This is a genomic window from Bacteroides mediterraneensis (assembly GCF_025993685.1).
GTDB classification, from domain to species: Bacteria; Bacteroidota; Bacteroidia; order Bacteroidales; family Bacteroidaceae; genus Phocaeicola; species Phocaeicola mediterraneensis_A.
In genome coordinates, this window is the sequence record NZ_DAJPEN010000001.1 from 440,463 (window position 1) to 466,746 (window position 26,284).

At 47.1% G+C, this 26,284-nt stretch carries 25 protein-coding genes and 1 pseudogene; 16 read left to right on the top strand and 10 right to left on the bottom strand.

Annotated features, from left to right (window positions below):
* Window positions 1-38: 38 nt before the first annotated feature.
* A complete protein-coding gene (locus OIM59_RS01685) occupies window positions 39-914 on the bottom strand; it encodes a copper resistance protein NlpE N-terminal domain-containing protein (RefSeq protein ID WP_299174291.1) in 876 nt (291 codons plus the stop codon).
* 367 nt (window positions 915-1,281) lie between these two features.
* Window positions 1,282-2,145, bottom strand: a complete 864-nt coding sequence (locus OIM59_RS01690; protein WP_299174289.1) for an AraC family transcriptional regulator — start codon at window positions 2,143-2,145, stop codon at window positions 1,282-1,284.
* Between the two features lie 104 nt (window positions 2,146-2,249).
* On the opposite strand from OIM59_RS01690, the gene OIM59_RS01695 reads away from it, so the two are divergent.
* Both OIM59_RS01695 and uxuA read left to right on the top strand, forming a co-directional pair.
* Window positions 2,250-3,065 (top strand): SDR family oxidoreductase, encoded by an 816-nt coding sequence (locus tag OIM59_RS01695; protein ID WP_303894522.1) that lies wholly within the window; start codon window positions 2,250-2,252, stop codon window positions 3,063-3,065.
* A 20-nt stretch (window positions 3,066-3,085) separates the two neighbouring features.
* Window positions 3,086-4,267 carry a mannonate dehydratase gene (gene uxuA / locus OIM59_RS01700; protein ID WP_303894525.1) on the top strand — a complete coding sequence of 394 codons (1,182 nt, stop codon included), beginning with the start codon at window positions 3,086-3,088 and terminating at the stop codon, window positions 4,265-4,267.
* A gap of 1 nt (window position 4,268) precedes the next feature.
* Here uxuA and OIM59_RS01705 read toward each other — a convergent pair whose 3' ends face one another.
* Window positions 4,269-5,105 (bottom strand): AraC family transcriptional regulator, encoded by an 837-nt coding sequence (locus OIM59_RS01705; RefSeq protein WP_299174283.1) that lies wholly within the window; start codon window positions 5,103-5,105, stop codon window positions 4,269-4,271.
* 143 nt (window positions 5,106-5,248) lie between these two features.
* Here OIM59_RS01705 and OIM59_RS01710 point away from each other — a divergent pair, with 143 nt between their 5' ends.
* Window positions 5,249-6,442, top strand: coding sequence for a multidrug effflux MFS transporter (locus tag OIM59_RS01710; protein WP_303898138.1), 1,194 nt, complete (start codon window positions 5,249-5,251; stop codon window positions 6,440-6,442).
* A 23-nt stretch (window positions 6,443-6,465) separates the two neighbouring features.
* Here OIM59_RS01710 and OIM59_RS01715 read toward each other — a convergent pair whose 3' ends face one another.
* Window positions 6,466-7,335 (bottom strand): Fic family protein, encoded by an 870-nt coding sequence (locus OIM59_RS01715; protein ID WP_299174281.1) that lies wholly within the window; start codon window positions 7,333-7,335, stop codon window positions 6,466-6,468.
* Window positions 7,336-7,513: 178 nt separating this feature from the next.
* Here OIM59_RS01715 and OIM59_RS01720 point away from each other — a divergent pair, with 178 nt between their 5' ends.
* The 7 genes from OIM59_RS01720 to OIM59_RS01750 all read left to right on the top strand — a co-directional run bounded on the left by OIM59_RS01720 (window position 7,514) and on the right by OIM59_RS01750 (window position 14,405).
* The gene (locus OIM59_RS01720; RefSeq protein WP_299174429.1) at window positions 7,514-8,053 is read left to right on the top strand and encodes an AraC family transcriptional regulator; all 540 of its coding nucleotides are present in this window, start codon (window positions 7,514-7,516) and stop codon (window positions 8,051-8,053) included.
* A gap of 83 nt (window positions 8,054-8,136) precedes the next feature.
* The gene (locus tag OIM59_RS01725) at window positions 8,137-10,353 is read left to right on the top strand and encodes a TonB-dependent receptor domain-containing protein (RefSeq protein WP_303898141.1); all 2,217 of its coding nucleotides are present in this window, start codon (window positions 8,137-8,139) and stop codon (window positions 10,351-10,353) included.
* A gap of 29 nt (window positions 10,354-10,382) precedes the next feature.
* Window positions 10,383-10,739 carry a heavy-metal-associated domain-containing protein gene (locus tag OIM59_RS01730; RefSeq protein WP_303894528.1) on the top strand — a complete coding sequence of 119 codons (357 nt, stop codon included), beginning with the start codon at window positions 10,383-10,385 and terminating at the stop codon, window positions 10,737-10,739.
* Window positions 10,740-10,792: 53 nt separating this feature from the next.
* Entirely contained in the window at window positions 10,793-11,578 is a 786-nt protein-coding gene (locus OIM59_RS01735; protein WP_303894531.1) for a Cof-type HAD-IIB family hydrolase, read from the top strand.
* Window positions 11,579-11,865: 287 nt separating this feature from the next.
* Window positions 11,866-12,999: an aldo/keto reductase gene (locus tag OIM59_RS01740; protein WP_299174273.1), complete on the top strand. Its 1,134-nt coding sequence runs from the start codon at window positions 11,866-11,868 to the stop codon at window positions 12,997-12,999.
* A 26-nt stretch (window positions 13,000-13,025) separates the two neighbouring features.
* Window positions 13,026-14,174: a carboxymuconolactone decarboxylase family protein gene (locus OIM59_RS01745; protein WP_299174270.1), complete on the top strand. Its 1,149-nt coding sequence runs from the start codon at window positions 13,026-13,028 to the stop codon at window positions 14,172-14,174.
* Between the two features lie 36 nt (window positions 14,175-14,210).
* Window positions 14,211-14,405 carry a twin-arginine translocase TatA/TatE family subunit gene (locus OIM59_RS01750; RefSeq protein ID WP_299174423.1) on the top strand — a complete coding sequence of 65 codons (195 nt, stop codon included), beginning with the start codon at window positions 14,211-14,213 and terminating at the stop codon, window positions 14,403-14,405.
* A gap of 2 nt (window positions 14,406-14,407) precedes the next feature.
* On the opposite strand, the pseudogene OIM59_RS01755 reads toward OIM59_RS01750, so the two are convergent.
* The 4 genes and pseudogenes from OIM59_RS01755 to OIM59_RS01770 form a co-directional block, all read right to left on the bottom strand.
* Window positions 14,408-14,560: pseudogene (locus OIM59_RS01755) on the bottom strand (Txe/YoeB family addiction module toxin); the annotation flags it as partial.
* A 70-nt stretch (window positions 14,561-14,630) separates the two neighbouring features.
* Entirely contained in the window at window positions 14,631-15,047 is a 417-nt protein-coding gene (locus OIM59_RS01760; protein ID WP_299174268.1) for an Arm DNA-binding domain-containing protein, read from the bottom strand.
* Between the two features lie 369 nt (window positions 15,048-15,416).
* Entirely contained in the window at window positions 15,417-16,427 is a 1,011-nt protein-coding gene (locus OIM59_RS01765; protein WP_072541826.1) for a GGGtGRT protein, read from the bottom strand.
* Between the two features lie 17 nt (window positions 16,428-16,444).
* The gene (locus OIM59_RS01770; RefSeq protein WP_022354280.1) at window positions 16,445-17,146 is read right to left on the bottom strand and encodes an iron-sulfur cluster assembly scaffold protein; all 702 of its coding nucleotides are present in this window, start codon (window positions 17,144-17,146) and stop codon (window positions 16,445-16,447) included.
* Between the two features lie 291 nt (window positions 17,147-17,437).
* On the opposite strand from OIM59_RS01770, the gene OIM59_RS01775 reads away from it, so the two are divergent.
* The 6 genes from OIM59_RS01775 to OIM59_RS01800 all read left to right on the top strand — a co-directional run bounded on the left by OIM59_RS01775 (window position 17,438) and on the right by OIM59_RS01800 (window position 23,770).
* Window positions 17,438-17,947, top strand: a complete 510-nt coding sequence (locus OIM59_RS01775) for a DMP19 family protein (RefSeq protein ID WP_299174265.1) — start codon at window positions 17,438-17,440, stop codon at window positions 17,945-17,947.
* 123 nt (window positions 17,948-18,070) lie between these two features.
* Window positions 18,071-18,910, top strand: a complete 840-nt coding sequence (locus OIM59_RS01780; protein WP_299174262.1) for a hypothetical protein — start codon at window positions 18,071-18,073, stop codon at window positions 18,908-18,910.
* A gap of 368 nt (window positions 18,911-19,278) precedes the next feature.
* Entirely contained in the window at window positions 19,279-19,848 is a 570-nt protein-coding gene (locus tag OIM59_RS01785; RefSeq protein ID WP_299174259.1) for a Yip1 family protein, read from the top strand.
* Entirely contained in the window at window positions 19,848-20,306 is a 459-nt protein-coding gene (gene smpB / locus OIM59_RS01790; protein WP_022354222.1) for an SsrA-binding protein, read from the top strand. The genes OIM59_RS01785 and smpB overlap by 1 nt, the downstream gene beginning before the upstream one ends.
* A 28-nt stretch (window positions 20,307-20,334) precedes the next feature.
* Entirely contained in the window at window positions 20,335-23,094 is a 2,760-nt protein-coding gene (metH, locus tag OIM59_RS01795; RefSeq protein ID WP_299174256.1) for a methionine synthase, read from the top strand.
* 13 nt (window positions 23,095-23,107) lie between these two features.
* The gene (locus tag OIM59_RS01800) at window positions 23,108-23,770 is read left to right on the top strand and encodes a uracil-DNA glycosylase (protein WP_299174254.1); all 663 of its coding nucleotides are present in this window, start codon (window positions 23,108-23,110) and stop codon (window positions 23,768-23,770) included.
* A 98-nt stretch (window positions 23,771-23,868) separates the two neighbouring features.
* Here OIM59_RS01800 and asnA read toward each other — a convergent pair whose 3' ends face one another.
* Both asnA and rfbB read right to left on the bottom strand, forming a co-directional pair.
* Window positions 23,869-24,909, bottom strand: coding sequence for an aspartate--ammonia ligase (gene asnA, locus OIM59_RS01805; protein ID WP_299174252.1), 1,041 nt, complete (start codon window positions 24,907-24,909; stop codon window positions 23,869-23,871).
* Window positions 24,910-25,116: 207 nt separating this feature from the next.
* Window positions 25,117-26,256, bottom strand: a complete 1,140-nt coding sequence (rfbB, locus tag OIM59_RS01810; RefSeq protein WP_288353398.1) for a dTDP-glucose 4,6-dehydratase — start codon at window positions 26,254-26,256, stop codon at window positions 25,117-25,119.
* Window positions 26,257-26,284: the final 28 nt, after the last annotated feature.

The following is a 26,284-nucleotide window of genomic DNA, read 5'->3' on the forward strand; positions in this document are numbered from 1 at the left end:
CCCAAGTTCATTTTGAAGACGCCCCCTCGGGTTGTTTGTTATTCCTCTTCCAGATATTGGTATTTTTTATGGTGAATGACCAGGGTAGCACGTCGGTCATTGTGGAGCTGCCATTCCGTTTCTCCGTCTGTATAGTTTGCGGTTTTGGCCGATGCCTCTGTCTGAGAGAGGGTATAGCAATGAGGAAGTGCCGGATGCAGCAGTTTTACAAGGGCCTGTTGGTCGTCGTTATAATAGATGACGTTCAGAAAGGCGGGTACCTCATTTTCTTTCTTTTCGTCGGCCAGCCGGTAGATGCAGTTGGTTGGACTGAGTTGGGTGAAAGTATAGGTAGCTGTATCATTTCTGAAAATGAGCTCCTGAAAGGATGAAAGCTGCGGAACGGGCTGCGATAGTTTGACAGACTGTTCCGGACGGGTGTATTCGTTTACCGAATCGTTATGCAGGTTTAATTTCAGCTGGTATGTGTTGTTCTTGAAATGAAATTCTGCATATTGCTTGTCTTTCTGACTGTATAGTTTGATGGAGGCGTCTTCTCCACTTTGGTCTTCTTTTAATAACTGCGAGACATAGATTTCCGGCAGTTCATTTTGGTCTGAGATTTTTTTTAATGTCGTATGTTGGCATTGCAATTCATTGGAGAGGGGTGTGATTTGCATCTGATTGTCCAGATGGAGCTGTTTCCCTTTTTGTTTGATATTCCCGCGGGTGACGAATGTCTCAGGTTCTGCAATGTATTTTTCGAGAAGTTCATACTGGTCGCCGTTGATGGCCAGCATGACATAGATTCCCGGACAGTCTGCGGCAGGAAGTATGCCCTCATAGATTCCGTCGTTTGTATGAGGAGCTTGGCATGACCCTAGCAGAAAGGCTAGGCTTCCCATGAATGAGGGAAAGATGTGATTTGTTTTCATGAGGTGATTTTTTTAATGTATAGTTATTGAAATAAAATGAATGTTCTACTCTGGTTTAGTTATTAGGATGGGTGGTGAGGAATGTGATGCCTGTAGAGGAAAAATTGTGTTCTTGAAGAATGCGGATGAGGTGATTTTTTATCGTTTATCAGTTGTTTAGCTGTTTGTTTATTATGATAATGGAAACAAACAAACGTAGAAAAAGTTCATGAGAGAGAAGCGTGGGAGAAAACGCAAGTGCGTTTCAATCAAAACTCTTTGGCGTTTTGTCTCAAACGCAAGTGCGTTTTACTTGAAACGTAAGTGCGTTTTTCAGAAAGGTTCTGACAATTGTTGTTATTGTGTTATTTTGTTGATTCATAGAGTGTTATAAAAGTCTTCTGCGGTAGGCGGTAGGACTCATTCCCATGTGGCTTTTGAAGCAGCGGTTGAAATGGGTAATTGACTCAAATCCGCATTCCAGACTGATTTCTGCGATGTTCCATCGCTCGTTCAGCAGGAGTTTGCAGGCATAGCCTATCCGCATGTCTGTGAGGTGCTGCTTGTAGGTCTTGCCCGTATTCGTCTTGAAAAAACGGCAGAAGGCGGTAGGATTCATGGCTGCATAAGAAGCCACGTCTTCCAGCCGGAGATTTTGTGTGTAGTGCGTGTTGAGGAACGCCATGACCTTTTCTATTTTCCGTCCGTTGAATTGGGAAGGCATCGGATGATAGACAGGCGATGAAATCTGTTTGTAGGGAGACAGGCGTGTCAATGCATCCAGCAGTTGGAGAAACTCAATAATCTGACCGGCTCCCCGCTGTGACGGAATGCGTTTGAGTGTTTCCGGAATTTCCGGGTAATCGGTGAGAGAATAAAGTAATCCTCTTTGGGACTCTTCCAGCAGGCGGTTGATTGCCTGGAACTGGCTGTAGTGGGAAAAGGCGTATTGCATGAAATCTTTTTCAAACTGGATGATGACCCCGTTTACTCTCAGTTCTTCTTGCTGTATATATTCCGGCGGGTTTTCCACATAATGCGGAAGATTGGCGCCCAGCAGAAAAAGTGACTGGTCGCTGAAATCGGTCATTCCGTCTCCAATCATTCCCTGTCCATATCCTTTTTCTATGTAGATGATTTCGAACTCGCTGTGGAAATGCCAAGGATAGGTGAAACGTTTGTAATCGTAGTACCGTGCTTTTAGCGGGTTGGTATCCGAAATGTCCAGTTGTTCGTTGAGTATCTTTTTCATAGTGAACGTAATAATGGCAAAGTTACGCAAATAACCTGCAAAAATCGGTGAATTTGGGTGTTTATTTCTCCTCTAACTTTGTGGCAGATTAAAATCTGTAAGTTATGAACAATCTGTTTGATGTATCCGGACGTGTAGCCGTAGTTACGGGTGGTTCCGGGGTATTGGGAAGTAATATATCCGAAGGTCTGCTGAAGGCCGGAGCAAAGGTGGCTGTGATTGGGGCACATCCCGACCATGTGGAGGAAGCTGTGGAAAGATTGAGGCAGACGGGTGGCGAAGTGTATGGCTTTACCTGCAATGTGCTCGATATGGACAGCTTGCGGAAAGTGAAGGACGAGGTGTTGGTACAATGGGGAAGGGTGGATATTCTGGTCAATGCGGCAGGAGGAAACATTCCCGGAGGTACGCTGACCGAAAGCCAGCATGTGTTCGACATGAAAGTGGAGGATTTGAATAAAGTGCTTGATTTGAACTTGAACGGAACGGTGTATCCTTGTCTGGTGTTTGGAGAAGTGATGGCAGCACAGAAGAGTGGTAGCATTGTAAATGTGTCCTCCATGGCGGCGTGCGAAGCCATTACCCGGGTGCCGGGATACTCCATGGCCAAAAGTGCGGTGGAGAACTTCACCCGTTGGATGGCCCAGGAAATGGCCCTTAAATTCAGCGAGAAAATTCGGGTCAATGCCATTGCTCCCGGTTTCTTTATCGGCAATCAGAACCGGGCCGTGCTGATTAATCCGGATGGTTCACTCACGGAACGCAGCCGGAAGGTCATTGCCAAAACTCCGATGAGGCGTTTTGGGGATATTTCAGAGCTTAATGGAGCCGTACAGTTCTTGTGCAGTGAAGCAGCCAGTTTCATCACAGGCGTGACGTTGCCCGTAGACGGCGGATTCAGTTCATTCAGTGGAGTTTAAAACCGGTCGGAGGGAAAAAGATGGAAAAGACATGGCGATGGTTTGGAAAGAAAGACCCTATCACGCTTTCCATGCTCCGTCAGATAGGAGTGGAAGGGATTGTCACGGCCCTGCATGAGGTGCCCAACGGAGAAGTCTGGACGGTGGAAGCCATCCAGGACCTGAAAGCCTACATAGAGTCGTATGGATTGAGGTGGTCGGTCGTAGAAAGTCTTCCCGTGTGTGAAGCCATCAAATATGGTGGCCCGCAACGGAATCGGTTGATTGAAAACTACAAAACCAGTCTGGCCAATCTGGGTATGTGTGGCGTGAAAACCGTTTGTTATAATTTCATGCCGGTTATCGACTGGATACGTACGGATTTGCATTATGCATTGCCGGACGGAAGCACGTCGCTTTATTTCAATCGCATACGTTTTGCTTATTTCGATTTGAAAATCCTGCGTCGGGAAGGAGCAGAACAAGATTATACTCCGGAAGAAGTGCAGGAGGTGGACGAGCTGGACCAAAGTATTACTGCAGCCGAAAAGGCCGAACTGATTGATACGATTATCGTCAAGACCCAGGGATTTATCGACGGGAACATTCAGGAGGGGGAACTTTATCCGGTCCGCAAGTTCCGTGAATTGCTGGCTTTATATAAAGGTATAGACCGGCAACGGTTGAGAGAAAATTTGCGTACATTTCTGGAGGCGGTGATGCCCGTGTGTGATACCTACGGAGTGAACTTGTGCATTCATCCCGATGACCCTCCTTTCCAGGTGCTGGGTTTGCCTCGCATTGTGACAGGTGGAGCAGATATCGAATGGTTGTTGCAGGCAGTGGACAATCCGCATAACGGACTGACCTTCTGTGCCGGTTCCCTGAGTTCCGGCAGTCAGAACGATACCCGTGAACTGGCCCGCCGTTTTGCCCGAAGAACTCATTTTGTCCATCTGCGCAGTACGGAGATTTTACCAGGAGGAGATTTTAAGGAAACGTCTCATTTAGCTGGAAGAGGACAGCTGCTCGACCTGATTCGCATCTTCGAGAAAGAGAATCCCGGACTTCCCATGCGGGTAGACCATGGACGTACGATGCTGGGAGATGAAAAGGAAGGTTATAATCCCGGGTATTCTTTCCACGGGCGCATGCTGGCGTTGGCCCAGGTGGAAGGCATGATGACCGCTGTCCGTGACGAGCTGAAGCGGGGACTGATATAACTTAGCTTTGTTTCAGGGCTCGGAAAGCCTTTGGGGCGATGCCGGTGTTCTTTTTAAAGAAGCGGCTCAGGTAGGACGAGTCGGGAAAGTGGCAGAGGGAAGCAATCTCGGCAATCGACAAAGCCGGGTTGTTGAGCAACACCTTCAGCTCGGCTGTCAGCTGTTCGTCAATGAGCGCCTTGGGTGTTTTTCCGTTGGAAAACGACAAGGTTATTTCATTTAAGTAGCGTGGAGAGATGCAAAGCTGTTCGGCATAGAAAGACACTTGGTGCATCTGTGCCGCATGCTCGTGAATGAGGTGCATGAATTTATGAAACAAAAGCTGTTTCCGGGTGTACGACTCAGCTTTCGATACGTATGTGTCGGGAATGGAACTGAAAATCCACATGAGCATGCTTTGCAGGAAGTTCAGTTCCAGCCGTTCGCGGAATGCAGGTGAAGGCCGGCTGAAGAGTAGCTGGGCCATGTCAATCCACAGGTTGACATTCTTCCAGCTTTCTTCTCCATGGTCGTATTGAGGGAATTCCCTCATGTAATTAAAATAGGTCGTATCGAGGGAAATGGCGGCTTGTAGAAATATCTTTTTGGGGTAGAGCAGCAGACGTACGTGGAAGTTGTCCGAGGCTTCCATCAGTTGCATGATGCTTCCTCCCCAGAAAATAAGTTCCGACATTTCCCGAAGATGAAACTGCTGGGCTCCTGTAGAGAGAATGCACGTTCCGCAGGTACACAATATCTGTACGCCACAGTTGAAGTGGAGGGGAGAGGGCCGGAGAAAGTCCAGGTTCCCTTCATCGTAGTGGATTCCGTTGAGGGATGACAAGAGTGAAATATTCATGAGGAAGTATTTTTATGAAACAAAAATAGCCTTTTTTCTCGGAATAAAATTCATTTTGTGCGGTTTTTGAAAAGTTTTGTACGGCAAAAGGTATGATATGGCCTTTGGATAATTACTAATTTTGCAGCGTTTTAAAAACAAGCATTATGACAAGAAAAAATTCACAATTGTTTATTCTCGTATTTTTAGGGGTACTGACGGCTTTCGGGCCTTTTGTAACCGACATGTATTTGCCTACTTTGCCTGCCATGACAGGCTTTTTCCATACCACTTCCTCACAGGTGCAGCTGGGACTGACGGCCAGCATGATCGGGCTGGCTGTGGGACAGCTTTTCTTCGGACCGCTCAGCGACAAGTATGGCCGTCGTCGTCCGCTGATTATCGCCATGTGTCTGTTTTTACTGGCCACGTTGGGTTGCCTGTATTCCCGCACCATCATGCAGTTCGTGGGTTGGCGGTTGATTCAGGGAATGGCGGGTGCCGGAGGTATTGTCATTTCCCGCTCTATCGCAGCCGATAAATATTCCGGCAGGGAGTTGGCAAAGATGCTGGCCATTATCGGAGCCATCAACGGGGTCGCTCCGGTGGCCGCTCCGATTGCCGGAGGCGGTATGGCCGACAGTGTAGGGTGGCACGGTATTTTCTGGGTATTGTTCGGACTGGGTGTTATTCTGTTGGCCGGAAGTCTGCATTTCACGGATTCCTTGCCGGCTGTCCGTCGGCAGAATGCGCGTTGGAGCGATGTCTATAAGAGTTTCCTCACCGTCATTCAGAACCGTCGGTACGTGTGCTACATTTTTCAGTTCGGTTTTGCACAGGGAGTGATGTTTGCCAATATTTCTTCTGCTCCCTTTATCATGCAGCAGCATTATGGCTTTTCTCCTTTGATGTTCAGTCTTTGTTTTGGCATCAATGCCATTGCCATTGTGGTTTCTGCGGCTGCATCGGTCAAGTTTGCCCATTCGGAACAGGCGTTGTACCGGGGAAGTGTGGGAATGGTCATCGCCTCTTTCTTCCTCTGCATTGCATTTTGTGCCAATTGTCCTTTCTGGCTTTACGAGGTCTTGCTGCTTTGTCTGCTTTCCATGCTGGGGCTGACTTTCACCGCCTCCAATACGTTGGCAATGGATAGTGAACGGGAAAATGCCGGTATGGCTTCGGCTTTGCTGGGAGCGCTGGGCTTTGCTTTTGGCGGTATCGTCTCTCCGTTGGTGGGACTGGGCAATATCATGGTATCCACGGGGATTATGTTTTTGGTCGGTTCTGTCTGTGCGCTGGTGTGTACACGTATCGCGCTTCGTCGGGCTTTCTCACTGGCGCAGTATTACCGGAGATAATCTTCGGTACTTCTTTCCCTCCCTCAGCCAAACGAGGGAGGAGGTGTGGACAGAAAGCGGGTTGTTTGTTGAGCAGCCTCTTTCAGGGTCTGGAGGAAGAATATCACCCAAGATTCATACGCACCGCTTTCGTGTACTTTCTGTAATTCTGTGTAGTATCGGAGGGCGTACTTCCCTAAAGTGTAAGAAAAGATGAAAGCCGGTTCCCGGATGACCTTGTGGTCGAACAGAAAGAGAAGGTGGAGCAATCGGCCGGTTCGTCCGTTGGCATCGATGAAAGGATGGATGGCCTCAAACTGGTAATGGATGAGTGCAGCCCGTATGAGGATATGCAGGTCCGATTTTTCGTGGATGAATTTTTCGAGTTCGGAGAAGGCTTCAGTCATGTCTTCTTCGGTGGGAGGAACGAAAAGAGCGTTTTTCAGGTTGCATCCTTCCGGCCCTATCCATACGGGTGAGTTACGGAATTCTCCTGGATATTTCTTTTCATACAAGGTACTTTGGCACATCAGGTAATGTGCATTCTTGAGCAGACGTCCGCAGAGAGGCAGTGTTTTCAGACTTTCTAAGGCATAGGTTGAGGCCTCTGTCAGATGCCGGATTTCTTCCTGTTCCTCTTCATTCCATTGGGAAGTGAAGGATGGAATGCCAAACGGGAAAAAGTATTTTCCGGCAGAGAGCATCCACGAAGCTTCTGCTTCTTTTCGCAGTACGTTTTCTACTTCCTCTTCATTCAGCCCGCAGAGGGTCTGGTTCAACTGGTCGATGGCTTCCTGGGCCTCGGTGACAAAAGGGGTGAGTAATTCCTCTTCCATCTGGACGGTGGAAAGAGGAGCGGGAATGAAAGAGATATATTGGGCAGTTCCCTGCAGCTTTTTGCGATAAGTTCCCATGGTATAAATGGTTGAATTTTCTACAAAGATACCTTTCCTTTTGCATAACACCCGTGAATAAGTACTTAAAATGACCGAAAAAGAAGATGACAACATGGTTGTAAAGTTTTATGCTTATCTTTGCCGTCCGATTAACAGGAGACGTGGAATGAAAAAGACCTGCATTTACATTAAAAATATGGTTTGCCGCCGTTGTATCTATACGGTGGCGGAAGTGTTTCAGGAAAATGGCGTTTCTCCCTTGAAAGTAGAATTGGGCATTGTGACATTGGCCCAGCCTTTGCTTCCTGCCCAGTGGCGCGGGATACAGGCTCGTCTGGAACAATATGGCTTTGAAGTGATTGACGACAAGCGCATGCGTATTGTCGAACAGATCCGGGTGGGAGTCATTGAACTGGTACATCATGCCGAAGAGCAGGAAAAGGTGAATCTTTCTGACTATTTGCAGCAGAAGTGTCACCGGGAGTACAGTTTCCTCAGCAAATTGTTTACCGAAATGCAAGGCATCAGCATTGAAAAATATTATATCCATCAGAAAATAGAACGGGTCAAGGAGTTGCTTTTCTATGATGAACTGAGTGTCGGTGAGATTGCCGATAAGTTGCATTATTCCAGTGTGGCTCATTTGAGCGGGCAGTTTAAGGCTGTGACCGGATTGTCGCCTACTCAATTCAAACGGATGAAAGGGCATGCGTTGAGGCCGTTGGACGAGATATAAATCATATCCATAATTATGTAACGTCCGGTTTGTGTATGTAGCTTACTTTTGTCGTGTGAATTTAAAGCATGAACAGTGATATGATGAAGAAAATTGTATGGTTGATAGGAGTGTGGATAGGATGTGGAAGTGTGGCAATGGCACTTTCTGAGAGGACAGTCAAAGGATATGTGATGGATAAAGAGGGAGCTCCTTTGCCCGGGGCTTATGTGTATGATGAGAGCAAGCATACTTCGGTGACGGATGAAAACGGATATTTTGAGTTGGCAGTACCGGACGAGGCCAAACTGCTGAAAGCCGATTACGTAGGCTTTACGACATTGACATACGAGATGGAACGTCCGGACGATATCCAGATTCTGGTGATGTCTCCCAGTACGGAATTGAAAGAAGTGGTGGTGACAGCCGGAGGTCTCGGAGCTATCAAGAACCGGAAAAGTGTGTTGAACACAGAGAGTGTCACCTCGCAAGCCTTGACGCGTGCGGCCTGTTGCAATCTTTCGGAAAGTTTTGAGACCAATCCTTCGGTAGACGTGGCCTACAGTGATGCGGTGACAGGTGCCAAGCAGATACAGTTGCTAGGACTGGCCGGCACTTACGTGCAGATGCTGACCGAGAATTTCCCTAATTTGCGCGGGGTGGCTTCCACGTACGGGCTCGACTATATTCCGGGACCGTGGATGCAAAGCATACAGATTTCCAAAGGGGCTGCTTCCGTAAAGAACGGATACGAGTCGGTGACCGGGCAGATTGATGTGGAATACAAGAAACCGAAGGTGGCAGACCCCTTGCTGGTGAATCTGTTTGGCAGCAGCACCGGACGTTATGAGGGCAATGTGGTGGGTGCCGTGGAGTTGAATGACCGCTTGTCTACCGCTTTGTTTGTGAACTACTACAATGAGGAGCAGGCACACGACAGGAACAAAGATACTTTCTTGGATATGCCCCAGATGCAGTCGTTTAGTGCGATGAACCGCTGGCATTATCAAACCTCCCGTTTCGTTTCCCAGTCGGGCATTAAGATTCTGACGGACCGCAGAACCAGCGGGCAGACGGAACATACTTTACATGCTGTGGACGAGATGTCCCCTTATACCATTCACAACGATGCCAATCGGGTGGAAGGATTCACGAAGAATGGATTTATCTTGAATCAGGAACGGAATGAAAGTGTGGCCCTCATCGTGTCGGGGTCGTATCATGACCAGCGTGCCAATTATGCCGACAAGGTGTACAATGTGTATGAATCGAATGTATATGCTTCTTTCCTTTATGAAAGTGAGTTTGGAGCGCATCATAAACTGGCGGCCGGACTGAACTATAACTGGGACCGGTATGTGCAGAGTGGCAATGTGGTGGACCTTTACTGTCCACAGTGGCATCAGGTGTCGGAGAAGGTAGGAGGAGCGTATGCGGAATATACGTGGACTCCTCTCCAGAAGTTTACGCTGATGGCTGGATTGCGAGCGGACTACAGTTCCTTGCATCATTTCTTTGTGACACCCCGTGTTCATGTGAAGTATGAGGTGACTTCGTGGCTGAGTCTGCGTGCCTCTGCCGGGAAAGGATACCGCACCACTTTTGTGCTTCCGGAGAACAGCTATTTGCTGGCAAGCAGCCGCACGTTTCATCTTGCAGAAGATTTAAAACAGGAAGAAGCATGGAATTATGGAGTGACTGCTTCTTTCCATATTCCCGTGAACCACGAAGAATTGACCCTCAATGCGGAGTGGTTTTATACGGATTTTCAGAATCAGGTGGTGGTCGATTTGGACCAGGATGTGCATAGCGTTTATTTCTACAACCTGGCGGGACGTTCTACCTCCAGTGTGTTCCAGATAGAAGCCAGCTATCCGTTGTTTCGGGGATTCACCCTGCTGGGAGCTTACCGGTGGATGGATGTGAAGTGTACGTACGATGGACAGACGATGCGAAAACCGTTGACAAGCCGCTACAAGGCACTGGTGACCGCTTCTTATGAGACGCCTTTGAAAAAATGGCAGTTGGATGCCACGGTCCAGTTCAACGGGGGAGGACGTATGCCTTTGGCCGACGCGGTGCATCCGTTATGGAATACTTCTTTCCCCTCGTTTGCCCAGCTGAGTGCGCAGATTACCCATCGCTTCCGCCGGTGGCAGATTTATGTAGGAGGGGAGAACCTGACCAATTATAAGCAGCAGTCCCCCATTGTATCCGCAGCCAATCCCTACAGTCCGGATTTCGATGCGACAATGGTCTGGGGTCCTACAATGGGATACAAACTTTATGCAGGAATCCGTTACCAGATTCCTAAGTTATGACAGAATGTGTAATTTAAAAATACGAGACAATGAAAACAAAACTGATGACATTCCTTATGCTGATGATGTGGATTTTTTCATTCTCTGCATCAGCTGAAAACGTGGCAGCACACAAAAAAGAAAAATCGGAGGTGACTTTTCTGGTATCTATGAAATGTGAAAAATGTCAGAAACGCATTGAAAATACCCTCTCTTTTGAAAAGGGAGTGACCGGTCTGGATGTCAATCTTCCCCAGAAGACGGTGACAATTAAGTATCGTGACGGAAAGACTTCGCCCGAAAAACTGAAAGAAGCCATTCAAAAGCTGGGATACACAGTGGCCCCTCTTCCTGCTGTTTCAAAGGCAAACAGTCAGCAAGGGGCGCAGGGTAAAAAGGAGGATTGAAGAAAGTAATTCTCCTCTGTATGGTTGAAATCTATTTAGCGAAAAGATAAAGTATGATAAAAGCATTGTTTTTTGACATAGACGGCACTTTGGTCAGCTTTCAGACCCACCGGATACCTGATTCTACGGTACAGGCTATCTGGCAGGCGAAGGAGCTGGGCATCAAAGTGTTCATTTCCACCGGACGCCCGTTCTCACTCATTAATAATCTGCAGGAAATCAGTGAACTGATAGACGGATATATCACGGTGAATGGTGCGTATTGTTTCATTGGCGAACAGGTGATATCTTGTAGTCCGATTCCAGAAGAAGATGTGCGTACCCTTATCCGGCAGGCCGATGAGATGAACTTCGCCTGTATGGTGGTAGGAGAGAAAGACCTGATAATGTACAACAGTAATGAAAAAGTGGATTATATTTTCCGACAGATGCTGAATGTACATGGCATGAAAGAAAGCCGTTCGCTCGATGCCTTATGGGCACATCCCATTCTCCAGTTGACGCCGGTCATTTCGGAGGAAGAGGAACGGCAAATCATGCCTCGGCTTCCTCATTGCGTATCCAGTCGCTGGTATCCCGATTTTGCCGATATTACGGCACAAGGTACAGATAAAAGTAAAGGACTGAGAGCTGTCATGGATATCCTGGGACTGAAAAGGGAAGAGACGATGGCCTTTGGCGACGGGGGCAACGACATTCCCATCGTCCGGGAAGCCGGAATCGGTGTGGCCATGGGCAATGCGAATGAATCACTGAAAGCCGTAGCGGATTACGTGACCGCCTGTGTGGAGGAAGAGGGCATTCGGAAAGCCCTGGAGCATTTTGTCTTTCAATATTAGAATCTGATGTTCGATATGAGACTGTCGGCTCTTGTTCTGAGAGGACAGTTGAAAATAAACAGCCGATGGAAGTGGAGCCTAATCCCTGCAACCGTCGGCTTCTTTTTTTAGGTGACTTCCTTCTACTCTGTGGTATTCCGGAGCATCTGCCGCGTCTGGAGGTAGGGAGATTTTCGGGTGTAGCCAGCTTATAAACTTTCAGTAAAACGGGTAGAAAACTCTGAGTTATCGTTACAATGGTTTACGCTGTTTCCCAGTATTTTTGTATAGAAATTAAACTACAGATTATGAATCGCAGAAGTTTCTTAAAACGGGTTTCAGGCTATGCATTGGCTACAGCCGGAGTGATGACAGGCATAGGGGATGTTTTTGCCGGAACAATGCCTGCAAAAGAAAATCAGTCAAACGGTTTTTCCGGCAATCAAAATCCCAGCAAGGATATTGAATATCGGAATCTGGGCGGAATGAAGGTCACTGCTATCGGTTTAGGCTGTCTGCCGATGGTAGGTTATTATGGAGGTAAATACGAAAAGAAGGACATGATTGCTCTTATCCGCCGGGCATACGACCAAGGTGTCACGTTGTTCGATACGGCGGAAGTGTACGGACCTTATACCAGTGAGGAATGGGTGGGCGAAGCTGTCGCACCTTTCCGGGATAAGGTGAAGATTGAAACGAAGTTCGGATTTGGCGTGGAAGAAGGTCAGCCAACCGCCTTGAACAGTCAGCCTGCTCACATTCGCCGGGCGGTGGAAGGTTCATTGAAACGGCTGCATACCGATTATATAGACCTTTTGTATCAACATCGGGTAGACCCGAAAGTGCCGATGGAAGAGGTGGCAGGCGTAGTGAAAGACTTGATGCAGGAAGGCAAGGTGTTACATTGGGGATTATCCGAGGCCAGTTCCCGCTCTATACGGAGAGCGCATGCGGTATGTCCGCTTTCTGCCGTACAGAGTGAATACGCCATCTGGTGGAGGGAACCGGAGACCAAGATATTTCCTACTCTTCAGGAACTGGGAATCGGTTTTGTGCCTTATTGTCCGCTCGGACGGGCTTTTCTTACAGGAATTATCCACGAAAACAGTCGTTTCCAAAAGGGGGACAGACGGTATAATTTGCCACAGTTTCAGCCTGAAGCATTGAAACACAACATGCCGCTGGTTTATCTGGTACAAGAATGGGCGAAGCGCAAAGGTGTGACTCCGGCGCAGTTTGCGTTGATATGGATGCTCTCTCGCAAACCGTGGATTGTTCCTATACCCGGTACGACGAACCCCATTCATTTGGACGATTTTCTGGGGGCATCTTCCGTACGGCTCACTCCTTACGAAATGGAAGAGTTCGACGCTGCTTATGCTCAAATTGACTTGATGGGGCATCGTGCTGACCCGTTCACGGAAAGTCAGATTGACAAGTGACAACAGATTAATAAGCGAAAAAACGTATGAAAAAGGTCATAGGAATTATAGCTTTCGTGCTGGCTGGTTGCTGGTCTACGATGGCGCAAACAGATTACAAGATGGATAGAATAGACGTATGCAAAGAAAATTATCACTCCCTGTTCGGTGGGGAGGCACTGACCGGACAAGGTACGGATCCGGAGATGATGGATATTTTACAGAAGTTTATTTTCGGCGAGGTGTTTCAGGCGGGAAAATTGTCCCTGAAGCAGCGTGAAATGATTACGTGTGTGACCCTTGCCGTTATGCAGACTCTTCCGCAATTGAAAGCCCATGCGGGAGCGGCACTTCGTGTGGGGGTTACCCCCGAAGAACTTCGCGAAGTGATGTATCTTACAGCTCCGTTTATCGGTTTCCCGAGGATGCTGAATGCAGTCGCTGCCGTAAACGAGGTATTCAAAGACCGGGGTGTTCCTCTTCCTCTGGAGAAGCAGGGAACAGTTACGGAAAGTAACCGCCATGAGACAGGCAAGGCGATTCAGGACAAACTCTATCCCGGGGGCATTGCTTCGGTGATGAAGGGACTACCCGGTGATATAGGCAAGGAGGTAGAGCAATTCCTTACGGATTATTTCTTCGGCGAGATATACAGTCGTGGTGTACTCGACTTACCGACCCGTGAACTGTTAGGATATTGTGTGCTGACAACATTGGAAGCCGAAAGCCAGCTTCAATCGCATTATCATGGTAATATCAGTGTGGGCAATACGCCCGAAATGTTGGCGGCGGCTGTCGTTCAGTGTCTGCCTTATATAGGTTTTCCCGCTGCTATCAAGGCTTTGCGTATTATCAAACAGGAATATGCCCCATCTGTTCCTGCTGCAAATAATTTGGTGCGTTTGTCAAAGATTGTCGTGGACCCAGCACAGCTTGATACTTACAATGCTTTTCTGAAAGAAGAAATTGAAGCTTCGATGCGGCTGGAACCGGGCGTGTTGGCACTTTATGCAACTGCCGAGAAGGATGCTCCGCACAAAGTGACTATCCTTGAAATCTATGCCGACCGCTCTGCTTACGAGAGTCATCTGAAAACAGCGCATTTTGTGAAATATAAGCAGGGTACGCTATCGATGGTGAAGGAGCTGGAACTGGTGGATGTGGATCCGCTGATACCAGGATTGAGAATGAAATGAGGCAATCAAAACAAAATCTTATAAAATTAAAAAATGATGTTTGGAATAGGGACGCAAGAGATAATCTTTATCGTGTTGATAGTTCTGTTGTTTTTTGGCGGTAAAAAAATCCCTGAACTGATGAAAGGACTTGGTAAAGGAGTACGTAGCTTTAAAGAAGGGGTAAAAGGCGTAGAAACCGATTTGGATATGAGGGATGCAAATTCGGATGCAAATAAAAATCTCCTGTAATTTGAATGATGGTATCTCATAGAGAATATGTAAACCTCTATTATATCATCATGCACGGAGTAAACGATTCTATGCTCTGCATTAATTCTTCTTGACCATTTTCCTGCCAGTTCATATTTAAGCGGTTCGGGTTTTCCTATTCCTGTGTATGGGTGTGCGTAGGTATAAATCTTCTCTTTTGTATTTCTGCTGAATAAATTCTTTGAGTAATCTTACTGTATAGACCTAAATCCAATAAGTAGCTTTGGAAACCCCATTGCCTACCAGCTTTTCCTGTTCTTGGTTATGCTCTTCAAAAACTTCAAACAGCGTTTTTTCTTTGAGTGATTCTACCTTATCGAAGTAAGCGTCACGTAATAGTTCTGCTGTGATGATAAAACCTCTGTCTAATAATTCTGCTTCCTTCTGATAGAGTTTGGCTTTGATTGCTTTTAGATAATTGTTGAGGCTTTGAGCTTCTTCGTCTTTACCTTTTACTTGTTGCTTGGCTTTATCCCAATTGCAAGATTTTACTCTTTTACCTGTAGAAAATGCACATCTTTCTCCATTTACTGTGAGCACAACCTCTATTGATGCTGTACCATCTTTTCTAACTCTGCTCTCTCTTATGAAAAAGAGAATGGCAAATGAACTTCTTACCATAGTTTAATCATTTTAAATTAGACATTGGGAAGTCCTTTCAAATATGATATATCTTTCTGTTTATGAGGTAGATGAAGAAATTTTTGTGTGCAGTTTCGATAAAATATGGAATTGCACACAGATTGCACACAAAATATCCTCTTTTCAGCCCATTTTCAAGGATAATCAGCCACTTATTACCCTTAGAAAAACAAGCCTGATTCAAGCAATATTCCGCTTTAATTTCAGCATCCATTCACAACGATTTATAAGAAGCACAACAGACGAAAAGTGATGGGATTTTATCATTTCTCCATGTAGTACGGATAAAATAAAAATCCCCATAACTCAGAGAGTTACAGGGATTTATATGATTGAATCAAGTATAAATTACTTATTCAAAGCCAAAGCTACGTTCACAGCGCAAGCTACTGTACATCCTACCATCGGGTTGTTACCGATACCCAAGAATCCCATCATTTCTACGTGAGCAGGAACTGATGAAGAACCAGCGAACTGTGCGTCTGAGTGCATACGGCCCATAGTATCTGTCATACCGTAAGAAGCAGGACCTGCAGCCATGTTATCCGGGTGAAGTGTACGACCTGTACCACCACCTGAAGCTACTGAGAAGTAAGGCTTACCAGCAAGAACACGTTCTTTCTTGTAAGTACCTGCAACCGGGTGCTGGAAACGAGTCGGGTTAGTAGAGTTACCTGTGATAGATACATCTACATTTTCGTGCCACATGATAGCTACACCTTCACGTACATCGTCTGCACCGTAGCATTTTACTTTTGCACGAGGACCGTCTGAATACGGAGTTTCTTTTACGATGTTCAAATCACCTGTGAAGTAATCGAACTTAGTCTGAACGTAAGTAAATCCGTTGATACGAGAGATAATCATCGCAGCGTCTTTACCCAGACCGTTCAAGATACAGCGCAACGGGTTCTTACGAACTTTGTTGGCCATTTCTGCAATCTTGATAGCACCTTCTGCAGCAGCGAATGATTCGTGGCCTGCCAAGAAAGCGAAGCACTGAGTTTCTTCACGGAGCAGACGAGCTGCCAGGTTACCATGACCCAAACCTACTTTACGGTCATCGGCTACTGAACCCGGAATACAGAAAGCCTGCAAACCGATACCGATTGCTTCTGCAGCGTCGGCAGCGTTTTTGCAACCTTTTTTCAGTGCGATGGCACAACCTACTACGTATGCCCATTTAGCATTCTCGAAGCAGATACCCTGAGTTTCCTGACAAGTCAGATACGGATCAAGGCCGGCTGCGTCACAGATTGCGTTAGCTTCTTCAATGTCTTTGATACCGTTTTCATTCAAAGCAGCCAAAATCTGCTTGATACGACGGTCCTGACTTTCAAACTGTACTGGTCTAATCATAATCTGTATCCTCCTTATTATTCTTTACGTGGGTCAATATATTTAACTGCGCCTTGTTCGGGTTTGAAGCGTCCGTAAGTTCCGGTAACAGCTTTCAATGCTTCGTTTGCATCTACACCCTTCTTGATCTGTTCCATGAATTTACCCATGTGAACAAATTCGTAACCGATTACCTGGTTGTCTTTGTCCAAAGCCATACGAGTGATATAACCTTCTGTCAGTTCCAAGTAACGAGTACCTTTTGCTTTTGTACCATACAGAGTACCAGTCTGGCTGCGGAGTCCTTTACCCAAGTCTTCCAAGCCTGCACCAATCATCAAACCGCCTTCAGAGAAAGCTGACTGAGTACGACCGTAAACAATCTGCAGGAACAATTCACGCATTGCGGTGTTGATGGCATCGCAAACCAAGTCTGTATTCAGTGCTTCCAGAATTGTCTTACCCGGCAGGATTTCAGATGCCATAGCAGCTGAGTGAGTCATACCTGAGCAACCGATAGTTTCTACCAGACATTCTTCGATTACACCTTCTTTGACGTTCAAAGTCAGTTTACAAGCACCCTGCTGCGGAGCACACCATCCCACACCATGAGTTAAGCCTGAAATGTCTTTGATTTCTTTTGCTTGAATCCATTTTCCTTCTTCAGGAATTGGGGCCGGACCGTGGTTAGGTCCTTTAGCAACACAACACATGTGTTCAACTTCATGTGAATAAATCATATTCTTTACGTTTTATTGGTAATAAAAAATAAGTATTTCGTAAACCACGAATTACGGAATTTCTTCCTTAATCCGCACGCAAAGTTAGTCGTTTTATTTCTTTCTGCAACGTGCGAAACCAAACTTTTTCTTACATTTTAATGATATTTTTTCCAGTTTGGCCTGTTTTGCAAACTCTGCTTGCCAAAATGTTTTTCCTCTTCTGAAAGAATCTTGTATCTTTGCCGCAGATACGGTGACAAGCCGTATGGCAGGTCTACATAAAGATAGGTAATAATTATTAGGTATAGCATGGAAATGAATCAGATTACGGTGTCCGATGCGGATTTGCGCAAAGGAGCGGAAGAGGGAATGGACGCGTTCTTGAAGGTGTTTATCGACAAGTACCTGGAGGTGACGGGTGGGGTGATTAATGAGCAAACCATGCCGTTGCTGAACGGCTATCAGCATACATTGCTGGGGTATCACTTTTTCCGGGAGGAAGTGATGGAAGGCGGTTTTGTGCAGCTCATCCAGAATGGGTATGGGCCGTATATATTTGACAATCCGTTTGCCAAGGCGATGCGTCTGTTTGGGGTGAAGGACTTTTCGAAGCTGATTTATGAAGCTAAGGAGATTTACGATGCCCACCGTGCCGATTTGGAGAAAGACTGTACGGAAGATGAGTTCATGGCCATGTACGAGCAGTATGAGGCGTTCGACGATTTGGAAGAGAAGTATATGGAAGAGGAAGAGCTGATTACGGCGCAGATTGCCGCTTACGTGGACGAGCATTTGGATTCTTTTGCTGCGATAAAATAGGATAGGTTTATTTATGTTAAATTTAGACTCTTCTTATGCAGTGTTTTCTTTTTTTCGCGTTTATTTGGTGAATTTTAAGTCTGGATTTTAATTTATAAACTAAAGATAAGAGTAGGATAAAGTATGAAAAAACAGAAATGGGCAGTAGTTTTTGCTGCATTATTGGCAATGGTAGGGTTTAGTTCTTGTTTGAACTCTGAAGATGATGGCGTAAGAACGTTAGAGGATTATGCCGAAGTGAATTCAAGCAGTTTTGGGGGACTGTCTTTTACTTCTATGTATGGCTGGGTGTGTGTGCCCAATAAGACGGTGGCATCTGCTCCTGAATCAAAACTGGCTTATATTGCTTATCAGTATAACAATGCAGATATGCAGGCTATTACTTCTACTTCCACCAATTTGCCTGTGACTTTGTTGTATGATCCGGTTTATTTGAAAGATTTGGGTTATCCGTCTTCTAATTTGCCTTTGAACACGGAGACGGTTTCTATTTATTCATTGGGAGAGAATGCCGGATTTGTGTGGGGAAAAAACAAGTATTTGGTTTTGGCGCCTACTTATCTGTTGAAGACAGGTACAACTACGGACAATTTGAAGACGGAATTGGCCAATCATAGCCTAAGCGTATATTACTTGGCTGAGGATGACGATGTGCAAGCTAAAACTTTGACCTTGCACCTGCGTTATAAGATTGCGGGAGTAGGATATTCTTCTGTAGAAGAAAATTCTGATACGGATGAAAGCTGGGCTGCTGATTATAGCGTACAATACCAATATACAGATGTCTCTTATATAAGTTTGAATTATCTGCTTTCCCAATATAAGGCGGTTCATGGATCCGATCCTGAAAAGATAGCTGTGGAGTATGAATGCAGCAATAGAAGTACAGCTGTGCCTACAATTGCTAACAAACAAGTAAAGACAGTCACTTTCTCTTTGTATAAGGATACGGCTAATCAATAAAATAATAAAAATATAGGTAGACTGCATGGCAGGAAGTCGACACAAGACGGGTTGCCATGCAGTTTTTTTATGTGTCTTGCAAAGCCTTTACGTTCGTTCCAAAACGTCCTTACGTTTGGATGAAAACGTCAAAGAGTTTTGGATAAAACGTAAGTGCGTTTTGCTTGAAACGCAAGGACGTTTTGGAACGGTCTTCAAAAGTCTTTGAAAATCTTCTTATTTCTTCGTATCTCCTCACCGGAAAAGCTTTTACTTTTTAAGAGTGTCAGACTTTTAAATAGCTTGAAAAGATAACCTCTACTTTCCTTTATCTCATACTTTTTTGTAAATTTGCAATTCATTTCGTCGCATAATGAAAAGAATTGGGAATGAATTATAAAGAATTGTTCAATAAAATGGCATTTTTGCTTTCCTCGCCCGGTCGTTTCTGGGAAAAAGAAGTTTCCCAAGGGCAAGGAAACCGGATGATGTCGGAATATGTCTATCCGCTGATTGGATTGTGCGGGTTGGCCGAGTTTGTCGGGACATTTATCGGACGGGATGTCAGCTCAGAGTTCTTTCAATGGGCACTGACACGTTGTTGTGCCGTGGCCGTGGCTTTGTTTGGAGGATTTTTCCTGGCTTCCTATCTGCTGGATAAAATTACCTGGAGATGGTTCGACAAGTATGTGCCAACGGAGAAAATGCAGGTGTTTGTGGGTTATTCCATGACGGTCTTGTTTGTGCTCGATGTGGTCAACGGGTTGATTTCCATTGAGATTCTTCACTGGATTCTGCAGCTGTACACCGTAGTGGTGGTGTTTGAAGGGGCACGGCGTTTTCTGGATATTCCGGAGAGCAGGTTGACTTCTTACACTGTGGTAGCTTCCATTTTGGTATTACTTTCTCCGGTGATGATTGAATTTGTGTTTAATAAATTGTCTGTAATTTTGAATTGATGAGACCAGTTGCAAATAATATTAATATCAAAAACAAGCGGGCATCGTTCGATTATGAATTCATCGATACGTACACCGCAGGAATCGTGCTGACCGGTACGGAAATCAAGTCCATCCGGCAAGGGAAGGCGAGTCTGGTAGATACGTTCTGCTTCTTCTCCCGTGGGGAACTGTGGGTGAAGAACATGCACATTGCCGAGTATTTTTACGGTTCGTACAACAACCATACGGCGCGGCGCGACCGTAAGCTGCTGCTGACCAAGAAGGAACTGCGCAAACTGCAGCGCACCTCCGAGGAGCCGGGCTTTACCATTGTGCCTACCCGCATGTATATCAACGAGCGTGGACTGGCCAAGGTGGTCATTGCGCTGGCCAAGGGTAAGAAACAGTATGACAAACGTCAGACATTGAAAGAGAAAGAAGACCGGCGGATGATGGACCGCATGTTCAAACGCTAAACTAAACGATTAAAGGGTAGGCATGCCTATGCAGACAAAGACAATACAACAACTGATACGGGAACGTATCCTGGTGCTCGATGGGGCGATGGGTACGATGATACAGCAATATAATCTCTCGGAAGCGGATTTCCGTGGGGAACGTTTCAAGGAGGCAAAGGGACAGCTGAAAGGAAACAACGACCTGTTGTGCCTCACGCGTCCGGAGGTGATAGAAGACATTCATCGGAAATACTTGGAAGCGGGAGCCGACATAATCGAAACCAATACGTTTAATGCCACTTCGGTGTCGATGGCCGACTATCACGTGGAGGCCTATTGCCGGGAAATCAATCTGGCAGCTGCCCGTCTGGCCCGTCGGATGGCCGATGAGTTTACGGCGATGAATCCGGAGAAGCCTCGTTTTGTGGCGGGTTCTGTGGGGCCGACCAACAAGACGTGTTCCATGAGTCCGGATGTGAACAATCCGGCTTTCCGGGCATTGACCTTCGACGAATTGCAGGAGGCTTATTGCGAGCAGATGGAAGCCTTGCTGGAAGGCGGGGTGGATGCCTTGCTCATCGAAACCATTTTCGATACGCTGAATGCCAAGGTGGCGATTCGGGCGGCGGAACTTTCGATGGAGAAAACGGGTCGGAAAGTGCCTCTGATGCTGTCGGTTACGGTGTCGGATGTAGGCGGTCGTACGTTGTCGGGACAGACACTGGATGCGTTTCTGGCTTCAGTGGAACATGCGGATATTTTCTCTATCGGACTGAACTGTTCGTTCGGGGCCCGTCAGTTGAAGCCTTTCCTGGAAAGACTGGCTGCCCGTGCACCTTATTATATCAGTGCATATCCGAATGCCGGACTTCCGAACACGCTGGGACAGTATGACCAGACGCCGGAAGATATGGCAGCCGAAGTGAAGGAATATATCGACGAAGGACTGGTCAACATCATCGGTGGATGTTGTGGTACCACGGAAAAATATATTGCCAAATACCAAGATTTGATTCGGGGGGTACAGCCTCGCGTGCCGGTGCAGCCGCACAAGTATATGTGGCTGTCGGGACTGGAACTGCTGGAGGTGTCACCCGAAATCAATTTCGTGAATGTGGGTGAACGCTGCAACGTGGCAGGTTCGCGGAAATTTCTCCGACTCATCAACGAGAAGAAATACGAGGAGGCTTTGTCCATCGCCCGCAAGCAGGTGGAAGATGGGGCATTGATTCTCGATGTCAATATGGACGATGGACTGCTGGATGCGGCAGAAGAGATGACCACCTTCCTGAACCTGGTGGCTTCGGAACCGGAAATCGCCCGTGTGCCCCTCATGATTGATTCTTCCAAATGGGAAGTGATTCGTGCGGGACTGAAGTGTGTGCAGGGTAAATGCATTGTCAACTCCATCTCCTTGAAGGAAGGGGAGGAAGTGTTTGTGGCACATGCCCGTGAGGTAAAAGAGCTCGGGGCGGCTGTCATTGTCATGGCTTTCGACGAGAAGGGGCAGGCCGATACCTTCAGCCGCAAGATTGAGGTCTGTGAACGGGCTTACCGTATTCTGGTGGATAAGGTAGGATTTAACCCTCACGATATTATCTTCGACCCCAACGTGCTGGCCGTGGCGACGGGTATCGAAGAACACAACAATTACGCGGTCGATTTCATTCAGGCTACCGGATGGATACGCAAGCATCTGCCGGGAGCACATGTGAGCGGGGGAGTGAGCAACTTGTCGTTCTCATTCCGCGGCAACAATTATATCCGTGAGGCCATGCATGCGGTGTTCCTCTATCATGCCATTCAGCAGGGTATGGACATGGGCATTGTGAATCCGGCCACTTCCGTGCTTTATACGGACATTCCGCAGGATATTCTGGAACGGATTGAGGATGTGGTGCTGAACCGCCGGCCCGATGCGGCGGAACGGCTGATTGAAACGGCGGAACAATTGAAACGGGAAAAGGAAGGAACGGCTTCGCAGGAAGGACATGAGGCTCAGTTGCTGTGGCGTAAAGATACCACGGTGGAAGAACGGCTGCAGTATGCACTGGTGAAAGGGTTTTCGGACTACCTGGAAGAGGATTTGCAGGAAGCGCTTTCCCGTTATCCGAATGCGGTGAGCATCATTGAAGGTCCGCTGATGGCGGGCATGAACCATGTGGGCGATTTGTTCGGCTCGGGTAAGATGTTCTTGCCGCAGGTGGTCAAGACGGCGCGGACCATGAAGAAGGCCGTAGCCATTCTCCAGCCTTATATCGAGGCGGAAAAGGAGGAGGGTGCCCGTAGTGCCGGAAAGGTGCTGGTGGCCACGGTGAAGGGCGACGTGCACGACATCGGGAAGAACATCGTATCGGTGGTCATGGCGTGCAACAACTATGAGATTATCGATTTGGGTGTGATGGTGCCGGCAGAGACAATTGTGGAGACGGCTATCCGGGAAAAAGTGGATATCGTAGGGTTGAGCGGACTGATTACACCTTCATTGGAGGAAATGGTGCATGTGGTGACGGAACTGCAGCGTGCGGGAGTGGATGTGCCGGTGATGATTGGAGGGGCAACCACCTCGAAATTGCACACGGCCTTGAAGATTGCGCCCGTATATCATGCGCCGGTAGTGTATATGAAAGATGCTTCGCAGAATGCGCTGGTGGCTGCCAAACTGCTGAATCCGGAACAACGTCCGGCCTTTGTAGAGGCGTTGAACGAGGAGTATCAGGCCTTGCGCGACAAGAACAAGCAGAAAGTGGTGAAGACGGTGTCACTGGAAGAAGCGAAGAAAAACAAGTTGAATCTTTGGGATTAATCATTTAAATAGTATGAATGTACAGATAGAAGAAGGATGGAAAAAGGCGTTGGCCCCGGAGTTTGAAAAGGATTATTTTGTCCGGCTGACGGATTTTGTCCGCCAGGAATACAAGCTGACCACAGTATATCCTCCCGGACGGTTGATTTTCAATGCGTTCAACCTTTGTCCCTTTGATAAGGTGAAGGTGGTGATTATCGGGCAGGACCCGTATCACGGACCGGGACAGGCGCATGGACTGTGTTTTTCGGTGAATGACGGGGTACCGTTTCCGCCTTCTTTGCAGAATATATTCAAGGAGATTCATGATGATTTGGGTACTCCGATGCCTGCGAGCGGGAATCTGACCCGGTGGGCAGAGCAGGGGGTACTGCTGTTGAACGCTACGTTGACGGTACGGGCGCATCAGGCGGGTTCCCATCAGCGGAGAGGTTGGGAGGAGTTTACGGATGCGGCCATTCGGGTATTGGCTGAGCAGAAAGAACATCTGGTATTTATCCTGTGGGGTTCTTATGCCCAGAAGAAGGGAGCTTTTATCGACCGCAACAAGCATCTGGTGTTGACTTCCGTACATCCTTCGCCTTTGTCGGCCTACAATGGATTCTTCGGCAACAAGCATTTTAGCCGTACCAACGAGTATCTGGTGGCTCATGGCGAGACACCCATCAACTGGTAATTGAAATCGAACAGATTATTTCTGAAAAAATGAATCCCCTTGCTTCTGCTCTCCGTGGAGTGGAAACAAGGGGAAGTTTATAATAGTGTGTGTTTGTATCAGATGAGCTGCATGCCCAGACGTGCACATTCTTTGCGCATCTCTTCCGGCCAGATGCTGGCTTGGATTTCTCCGATATGGGCTTTCTTCAGGTAAAGCATGCACAGACGTGACTGTCCGATACCTCCTCCGATGGTGAGCGGCAATGTATCGTTCAGCAGGCGCTGGTGGAAATAAAGTTTGGTACGTTCCTCTTTTCCGGCCAGTTCCAGCTGCTTGAGCATGGCAGCTTTGTCCACACGGATACCCATGGAAGAAATTTCGAAAGCGCGCTGCAGTACGTCGTTCCATACCAGCAAGTCTCCGTTCAGTCCCGGCAGTCCGGTCTTCGGGTCGATGGTGGTATAGTCGTCATAGTCGGGAGCACGCAGGTCGTGCGGTTGTCCGTTGCTCAGCTTGTTGCCGATACCGATGATGAATACAGCCCCGAAACGTTCGGTAATCAGGTTCTCACGCTCCTTGGCAGTCTTGTCGGGGTACATCTGCAACAAATCTTCCGAGTGGATGAAATGCACGTCGTGCGGAAGGAAGGATTTGATTTGCGGATACATCTCACAAATCATGTATTCCGTGCGTCGCATGGCCGCATAGATGCGGGTCACGATGCTTTTCAGAAAATCTACTGTCCGCTGTTCCGGCGTGATAACCCGTTCCCAGTCCCACTGGTCCACATACAGGGAGTGGATGTTGCCCAGTTCCTCGTCGGCACGAATCGCGTTCATGTCGGTATAGATACCGTAACCCGGTTCAATCTGGTAGTCGGCCAAAGTCAGTCGCTTCCATTTGGCCAGTGAATGAACCACTTCCGCCTGCTGGTCGCCCAGGTCCTTTATCGGGAAGGTGACCGGACGTTCCGTACCGTTCAAGTCGTCGTTGATACCCATTCCTTTCAGGACGAACAAAGGAGCGGTTACACGCCGCAAGCGAAGTTCGGAAGAAAGGTTCTGCTGGAAAAATTCTTTAATCTGCTTGATACCCAGTTCGGTTTGCTTCATGTCAAGCAACGGCTTGTAGCCGACAGGTTTTATAAGGTAACTCATTTGTTTATTTCTTTAATTGTTTGTTTTGCTTGCAAAGATAGGTGTATTTCGTAAATATGCAAGCGAAATGTGAAATAACTTATCAAAATGATTTTATTTTATTTGTATAGATAGATAAAATGAAAACAAATGAGTGGAAATAAAAAATGTCATTCTGGAAATTGCTTTCCGGAATGACATTCTATGAAGTGATAGAGAATTTGCTTTTCAGCGATTCTTGTACATGTTGTCGTAGTAATTCTGGTACTCCCCACTGGTGACGTTCTTTACCCATGCCTGGTGGTCGAGATACCATTTGATGGTTTTGACGATACCGTCTTCAAACTTGGTTTCGGGCGTCCATCCCAGTTCGCGGGTAATCTTGGTAGGGTCGATGGCGTAGCGCTGGTCGTGTCCCAACCGGTCCTTGACAAAGGTAATCAGTGAATCGTTGATCCAGTCAATGCTGATTTGTCCGTCGGCAGTCATTTCTTTCTTTTTGAGCACGTTCCGATACTCAGGTTGCTCGGTCATTATCCGATGAATGGTGGCGATGGTCAGTTTGACAATTTCAATGTTCTGCTTCTCGTTGTGTCCGCCTACATTGTAGATTTCTCCGTCTTTACCCTTGTTGATAATCATGTCGATAGCCTTGCAGTGGTCTTCCACGTACAGCCAGTCGCGCACGTTGGTTCCGTTGCCATATACGGGAAGTCTTTTTCCTTCCAGAATGTTTTTGATGATGAGCGGAATCAGTTTTTCCGGGAAGTGATACGGACCATAGTTATTGGAACAGCGGCTGATGGTCACCGGCATCTTGTAGGTATCCCGATATGCCATGACGATTAGGTCGGCACTGGTCTTGGAAGCGCTGTACGGACTGTGCGGGCAAAGAGGCGTTTCTTCGGTGAAATAACCTTCTGCTCCCAAAGAACCATACACCTCATCGGTAGATACCTGGTGGAAGCGGACTCCTTTTCTCCACGTAGGATAGCCGTTTTCGTCTTTCCCGGTCACCCATGCACGGCGGGCGGCATCCAGCAGGTTTTGTGTGCCCAGAATGTTCGTCTGCAGGAAGAGTTGCGGATTTTCGATGCTGCGGTCCACATGGCTCTCGGCGGCGAAGTTCACGATGTAGTCAAATTTGTACTCAGCAAACAGCCGGTCGGCCAGGTCGCGGTCGCAGATGTTTCCTTTTACGAAGAAGCAGCGTTCATTGTCGATGTCGGATGAAATGGTTTCCAGGTTTCCAGCGTATGTCAAAGCGTCCAGAATGATTACCTTGATGTCATCATGCTTGGCCAGGATATATTTGATATAATTGGCTCCGATGAATCCGGCAGCTCCAGTAACTAGATAAGTTTTCATATCGTTTTTCTATTTTGAGTGCAAATTT

What these genes read in the sequence shown, in the direction of transcription:
- OIM59_RS01740 (WP_299174273.1), top strand. Translation starts at nt 11,866, where the DNA reads ATGAATCGCAGAAGTTTCTTAAAACGGGTTTCAGGCTATGCATTGGCT.
- smpB (WP_022354222.1), top strand. Translation starts at nt 19,848, where the DNA reads ATGAGACCAGTTGCAAATAATATTAATATCAAAAACAAGCGGGCATCG.
- OIM59_RS01695 (WP_303894522.1), top strand. Translation starts at nt 2,250, where the DNA reads ATGAACAATCTGTTTGATGTATCCGGACGTGTAGCCGTAGTTACGGGT.
- asnA (WP_299174252.1), bottom strand. Translation starts at nt 24,909, where the DNA reads ATGAGTTACCTTATAAAACCTGTCGGCTACAAGCCGTTGCTTGACATG.
- OIM59_RS01760 (WP_299174268.1), bottom strand. Translation starts at nt 15,047, where the DNA reads ATGGTAAGAAGTTCATTTGCCATTCTCTTTTTCATAAGAGAGAGCAGA.
- OIM59_RS01780 (WP_299174262.1), top strand. Translation starts at nt 18,071, where the DNA reads ATGAAAAAACAGAAATGGGCAGTAGTTTTTGCTGCATTATTGGCAATG.
- OIM59_RS01730 (WP_303894528.1), top strand. Translation starts at nt 10,383, where the DNA reads ATGAAAACAAAACTGATGACATTCCTTATGCTGATGATGTGGATTTTT.
- uxuA (WP_303894525.1), top strand. Translation starts at nt 3,086, where the DNA reads ATGGAAAAGACATGGCGATGGTTTGGAAAGAAAGACCCTATCACGCTT.
- OIM59_RS01720 (WP_299174429.1), top strand. Translation starts at nt 7,514, where the DNA reads ATGGTTTGCCGCCGTTGTATCTATACGGTGGCGGAAGTGTTTCAGGAA.
- OIM59_RS01800 (WP_299174254.1), top strand. Translation starts at nt 23,108, where the DNA reads ATGAATGTACAGATAGAAGAAGGATGGAAAAAGGCGTTGGCCCCGGAG.
- OIM59_RS01785 (WP_299174259.1), top strand. Translation starts at nt 19,279, where the DNA reads ATGAATTATAAAGAATTGTTCAATAAAATGGCATTTTTGCTTTCCTCG.
- OIM59_RS01765 (WP_072541826.1), bottom strand. Translation starts at nt 16,427, where the DNA reads ATGATTAGACCAGTACAGTTTGAAAGTCAGGACCGTCGTATCAAGCAG.
- OIM59_RS01735 (WP_303894531.1), top strand. Translation starts at nt 10,793, where the DNA reads ATGATAAAAGCATTGTTTTTTGACATAGACGGCACTTTGGTCAGCTTT.
- rfbB (WP_288353398.1), bottom strand. Translation starts at nt 26,256, where the DNA reads ATGAAAACTTATCTAGTTACTGGAGCTGCCGGATTCATCGGAGCCAAT.
- OIM59_RS01775 (WP_299174265.1), top strand. Translation starts at nt 17,438, where the DNA reads ATGGAAATGAATCAGATTACGGTGTCCGATGCGGATTTGCGCAAAGGA.
- metH (WP_299174256.1), top strand. Translation starts at nt 20,335, where the DNA reads ATGCAGACAAAGACAATACAACAACTGATACGGGAACGTATCCTGGTG.
- OIM59_RS01685 (WP_299174291.1), bottom strand. Translation starts at nt 914, where the DNA reads ATGAAAACAAATCACATCTTTCCCTCATTCATGGGAAGCCTAGCCTTT.
- OIM59_RS01750 (WP_299174423.1), top strand. Translation starts at nt 14,211, where the DNA reads ATGTTTGGAATAGGGACGCAAGAGATAATCTTTATCGTGTTGATAGTT.
- OIM59_RS01745 (WP_299174270.1), top strand. Translation starts at nt 13,026, where the DNA reads ATGAAAAAGGTCATAGGAATTATAGCTTTCGTGCTGGCTGGTTGCTGG.
- OIM59_RS01705 (WP_299174283.1), bottom strand. Translation starts at nt 5,105, where the DNA reads ATGAATATTTCACTCTTGTCATCCCTCAACGGAATCCACTACGATGAA.
- OIM59_RS01770 (WP_022354280.1), bottom strand. Translation starts at nt 17,146, where the DNA reads ATGATTTATTCACATGAAGTTGAACACATGTGTTGTGTTGCTAAAGGA.
- OIM59_RS01690 (WP_299174289.1), bottom strand. Translation starts at nt 2,145, where the DNA reads ATGAAAAAGATACTCAACGAACAACTGGACATTTCGGATACCAACCCG.
- OIM59_RS01715 (WP_299174281.1), bottom strand. Translation starts at nt 7,335, where the DNA reads ATGGGAACTTATCGCAAAAAGCTGCAGGGAACTGCCCAATATATCTCT.
- OIM59_RS01725 (WP_303898141.1), top strand. Translation starts at nt 8,137, where the DNA reads ATGAAGAAAATTGTATGGTTGATAGGAGTGTGGATAGGATGTGGAAGT.